The organism is uncultured Amnibacterium sp., from assembly GCF_964244015.1.
Taxonomy (GTDB): Bacteria; Actinomycetota; Actinomycetes; order Actinomycetales; family Microbacteriaceae; genus Amnibacterium.
The window spans coordinates 1-4126 of the sequence record NZ_CAXTHO010000181.1; the positions used below are offsets into that span (position 1 = coordinate 1).

Consider the following 4126-nt stretch of genomic DNA (forward strand, 5'->3'; position numbering starts at 1 on the left):
CCGGGTTCGCTGGCACCGCGGTGACCCACGAGACGGTGATCACCGTCACCGCGGACGAGGTCGAGCAACGCCGCGGGCAGGGGTGGGCGCCGGGGATCATGGCCGGACTCCCCATCCCGGTCATCGAACGGCGGGCCTGCACCGGGGAGACGCGGCTGCTGGTCACCGGGGTCACGGGGGAACCGCTGTTCCTGTCCCAGTCGCATCGCCTGTTCAGCCCTGCGCAGAAGGTCGCGTTGACCGTGACGGCGGGTGGGACGTGTCAGTACCCGGGCTGCCACGTGCCTGCCCCGTACCTCGAAGCGCACCATGTGCGGTGGTACGCCCGGGACGCCGGTCCCACGGACATCGGGAACGGGATCATGCTCTGCTCGTACCACCACCACCTCGTCCACGCGAAGCACGCACCCGTCGAGATCCGGTCGCACGACGGGGAACACTGGATCCTCCCGAAGGGCTGGGTCGGGCCACCGGATCCGACGCATCGCAGACAGACCCGTGGGCATCTCGCCCGGGCACGACCACGACGGGTGCCCAACCCCTGGACGCAGCGGAGCACCACCGACTCCGGGTGATCTCGAGGCTCGCTTCGCTCGCACCTCGATCAACGAGAGAGGGGCGACCGCGCGCGGAGAACGCGTTCGGAGCGCGATTCGCGGAAGACTCGCTGGTCTTGGACGAGCGGGAGGTTCCGGATGTGGCGCGAGTCGCGATCAGCGCGGGGTGACCGCCTCCGCGCCGACCTCGGCGGCGAGGAATGCTCGGACGTCGTCGATCTCCTCGGCGCTCACGCCGTGGGCGAGCCCCCGGTAGATCCGCTCGACGAGGGTCGTGTGCTGCGGAAGGAACGCCGCGGTGCGCGCGATCGCGTCCGGCGTGATGACCCGGTCCGCGTCGCCTCGGCCCCAGAACGCCGCCGGTCGCTCCGCGAGCAGGTCCGCGTCGGCCGGCTGCTCGGTACCGAGCACGAAGCCCGCCAGCACCACGGGTGCGAGCACCCGCCGCGGGCGGGTGCGGAGCAGTTGGGACGCCATGAGGCCGCCCTGCGAGAAACCGATCGGCACGACGCGCGCCTCCAGTCCGGCGGACGCATCGATCCACGCCCAGATCGCTTCGGTCGCCTCCATCACCGGCGCGGGATCCGGATCGCCCGGCATGGTGAGGGCGAACCACGCTGACGCACCGGGCGCGAGTTCGAGCGGCGCCCGCAGGGAAGCCCAGGGCAGCGCAAGCCCGATCGCGGGGACGAGGCCCGCGAGGTCGTGCTCGTTCGAGCCGTATCCGTGCAGCAGCAGGGCCACCGGGCGATCGGGCCCGAGGTCCCCCTCCGGCCAGTCGGCGGAACGGCGGTCGATCAGCGAGGCGCTCACCGCCTCATCCAAGCGCGTACCCGGCGAGCACGCTGCTCAGGCGAACACGGAGGAGCGGCGGACGACGACGTCGGCCCAGCCGGTCGAGAGATGCAGCTCCACGGTCCGCTCGGTGTCGTCCGCTGCGGCGCCGGCCGTCAGCTCGTTGCGGACCACGCCGTGAGCCGATGCCGCATCGACCCACGCGGCGGTGCCCGCAGGCACGCCCACCTCGACGTCGGCATGGCCGTTCTCGAGCCGCATGGTGCCGGCCATGGCCGCGCCGATGCGCAGCACCCCGTGCGCGCTGCGTGCGGTCACGTCGGTGAACGCGGTCTCGATCGTCAGCGCGCCGGACAGTCGCGCGTCCACCGGTCCGTGCGTGACGCCGAGATCGACGGAGCCGTGCGAGGCGCGCACCCGTGCCGTGCCGGCGACGCTGCCGATGCGGACCCGAGCATGGCCGGCATCGAGGTCGAGGTTCCCGCGGACCTCCCGCACGTCGACCTCGCCGTAGGGCGCGGAGAGGTCCAGGTCGCCGACCGCGTCGATACCGACGGTGCCGTATTTGGCCCGGACCCGGGTCCGCCCGAGGGTGCCGCGCAGCCGCACGGCACCGTACGAGCTCTCGATCTCGACCGACGACGCGGTGGGGAGGGCGATGCGGACGTCGACGGAGTCGGTCCGCCCGAACAGGGTCGTCCGGCGCGGGACGCCGACCCGGACTCGGCGACCGTCGAAGTCGACGGCCGCGCTCTCGGCGAGCGAGCGGTCGCCGGCCTTCTTGGGGTTCGACGGCAGCACCTCCACGTGCACGTCGGAGCGCTCCTCGGCCGTCACCTCGATGTGGCCGACGGCGACGTCGACGTCCAGTTCGGCGGGCCCTGCTGTCTCGAAGACGGGCATGACGATTCCTTCTCTTTCTCGTGAGGGCATGACGGATCGGCCCGCCGTCGGCGGGGCGCGTTCAGCGCACCCAGCCACTGAATCGGTCTCCTGATGTCGGGACAGTGCGGCGACCACCGGGTTCCAGCGCGGTCGTGACCGCGCGGACCAGCCAGGTGTTGACGGACAGGCCCTCGGCGAGCGCTGCCTGCTCGACCCGCGACTTGAGTCGTTCCGGCAAGCGCAGCGTCGTGCGGAAGGTCGCGGCGTCGTCGTCCACGGCGGAGGCGGAAGCACCGGTCACAGCCGGCGACTGAGCCGGCTCGGTCGCGCGCATGACGACCAGCTGGGGATCGCGGCCCCGGAGGCGCACCTCTACCGAGCCGGGTGCCAGCTCCCGGCTGATCTCGGCCGCGGCGTCCGCAAGCACCTCGAGCAGCGCCAGCCGGATCGCCGGGTCGAGCGCCGCGCTCATCCGCTCACCGAGTGCCCGCGTCTCGTCCGATCCAGCGTCGGCGACGGCAGCCAGCTGCGACCGCAGACGGTCGGTGTACCGCTCGATGTCCATGGTGTCATGGTGACACCATCGTGGTGTCATATCAAGTGCGGTGGCGCCTCCACGCGACCCTCGTCGGGAGTCTCACCGCGCTCGCGCCCCCACCAGCGGGAGTGGCGCGGGTGAGCAGCGGATGGAGCTGGGCGACCGGCGGATGAGGCGCGGGCACCCGACCGGTGCCTGCGGCTACCTGCGGACGGCGACCGCTTCCTCCATGGCGCGAGCCTCGGCGAGGGCGAGCAGATCGGGTTCGTGCTCGCGGGTCTGCTCGATCGCTGCCGGAGGCGGAACCGGAGCCCGTTCGCCCGCCGAGTTCCAGGCATCGGTCAGCAGGCGCCTCGGGTGATACCGGCGCGGGTCGAGGCCGGCCCAGTCGACCTCCTCGAACTCCGGGCCCATCTCGCTCGCGACGCGCTTCTTCGCGTCGTCGGTCATGCTGCGCGCGACCCGCACCCACGTCGCGAGCTGAGCGGCGTAGCGGGGCAGCTTGTCCGGGCCCACGAGGAACAGCGCGAGCACGCCGATGACGAGCAGCGTGCCGAGCGGGAGATCGAACACGGCGCTACGGCGCAGGGGTGGTGATGGGAGCCTCGGCGGGGACGCGCACGGACGCGGCATCCGGGTGGAGCTCGGTGCGCAGGACCTTGATCGACTGACCGAGCCCCCTCGCGAAGATCGGCAGCTTCGTCGCCCCGAACAGCAGGACGACGACGAGGGCGATGACGAGCAGGTGGATGCCGGTCAGTCCAGCGATCATGGGGATGTCCTTCGATCCGGGTCGCACGCGGTTCGGCGCCGCCACCCACACCGGTGGGTGGCGGCGCCGAGATCGGGGCAGGACGTCAGTTGCCGAAGCTGGTCGAGTTGACCGCGCCGTTGACACCGTTCGGGTAGAAGCCACCCTTGGTCGCGTTCGTCTCGGGCGTCACGTACACGATGTTCAGCACGTGGCCGGGCGTGCGGCCGTAGGCGATGCCGTTCTTGTCGGTCGGCACCAGGTTGGACGGGTTCTTCGGCTTCCAGGCCTTGTCGGAGCCGTACTGGATGGCCTGGTCGTCGTTGCTCGAGCCGTCGACCGCGTCGCGGATGTCGGAGATCTTCTGCACGATGCCGTAGATGGCGTGGTTCTTCTCCGCCTCCGCGTACAGCACGGTACGCACGGCACCGGCGTGGTATGCCTCGACCGCCAGGATGCCGGCTGCGGCGTCCAGGTAGGTCTTGTTCGTGATGAGGCCGGCGGCACCCTTGTAGGCGGTGACTCCGACGTCCTCGAACAGGAAGGCGGCGAGCAGGAAGTTCGTGTCGTTCGCGAACGCGTCGAACTTCTGGCCCTTCT

At 71.3% G+C, this 4126-nt stretch carries 7 protein-coding genes; 1 reads left to right on the plus strand and 6 read right to left on the minus strand.

What is annotated here, in order from left to right:
• The coding region (locus ACFE67_RS14330; RefSeq protein WP_375407549.1) for an HNH endonuclease at positions 1 to 575 on the plus strand (575 nt) is incomplete at its 5' end.
• A gap of 138 nt (positions 576 to 713) precedes the next feature.
• On the opposite strand, the gene ACFE67_RS14335 is transcribed toward ACFE67_RS14330, so the two are convergent.
• The 6 genes from ACFE67_RS14335 to ACFE67_RS14360 all read right to left on the minus strand — a co-directional run.
• Positions 714 to 1370 (minus strand): alpha/beta hydrolase, encoded by a 657-nt coding sequence (locus ACFE67_RS14335; RefSeq protein WP_375407550.1) that lies wholly within the window; start codon positions 1368 to 1370, stop codon positions 714 to 716.
• A 36-nt stretch (positions 1371 to 1406) separates the two neighbouring features.
• Positions 1407 to 2255 (minus strand): hypothetical protein, encoded by an 849-nt coding sequence (locus ACFE67_RS14340; protein WP_375407551.1) that lies wholly within the window; start codon positions 2253 to 2255, stop codon positions 1407 to 1409.
• A 61-nt stretch (positions 2256 to 2316) separates the two neighbouring features.
• Positions 2317 to 2802 carry a histidine kinase gene (locus ACFE67_RS14345; RefSeq protein ID WP_375407552.1) on the minus strand — a complete coding sequence of 162 codons (486 nt, stop codon included), beginning with the start codon at positions 2800 to 2802 and terminating at the stop codon, positions 2317 to 2319.
• A 174-nt stretch (positions 2803 to 2976) separates the two neighbouring features.
• Entirely contained in the window at positions 2977 to 3348 is a 372-nt protein-coding gene (locus ACFE67_RS14350) for a preprotein translocase subunit TatA (protein WP_375407553.1), read from the minus strand.
• 4 nt (positions 3349 to 3352) lie between these two features.
• A complete protein-coding gene (locus ACFE67_RS14355; RefSeq protein ID WP_375407554.1) occupies positions 3353 to 3547 on the minus strand; it encodes a twin-arginine translocase TatA/TatE family subunit in 195 nt (64 codons plus the stop codon).
• Between the two features lie 85 nt (positions 3548 to 3632).
• A partial coding sequence (locus ACFE67_RS14360) for a ferritin-like domain-containing protein (RefSeq protein ID WP_375407555.1) occupies positions 3633 to 4126 on the minus strand: 494 nt, incomplete at its 5' end.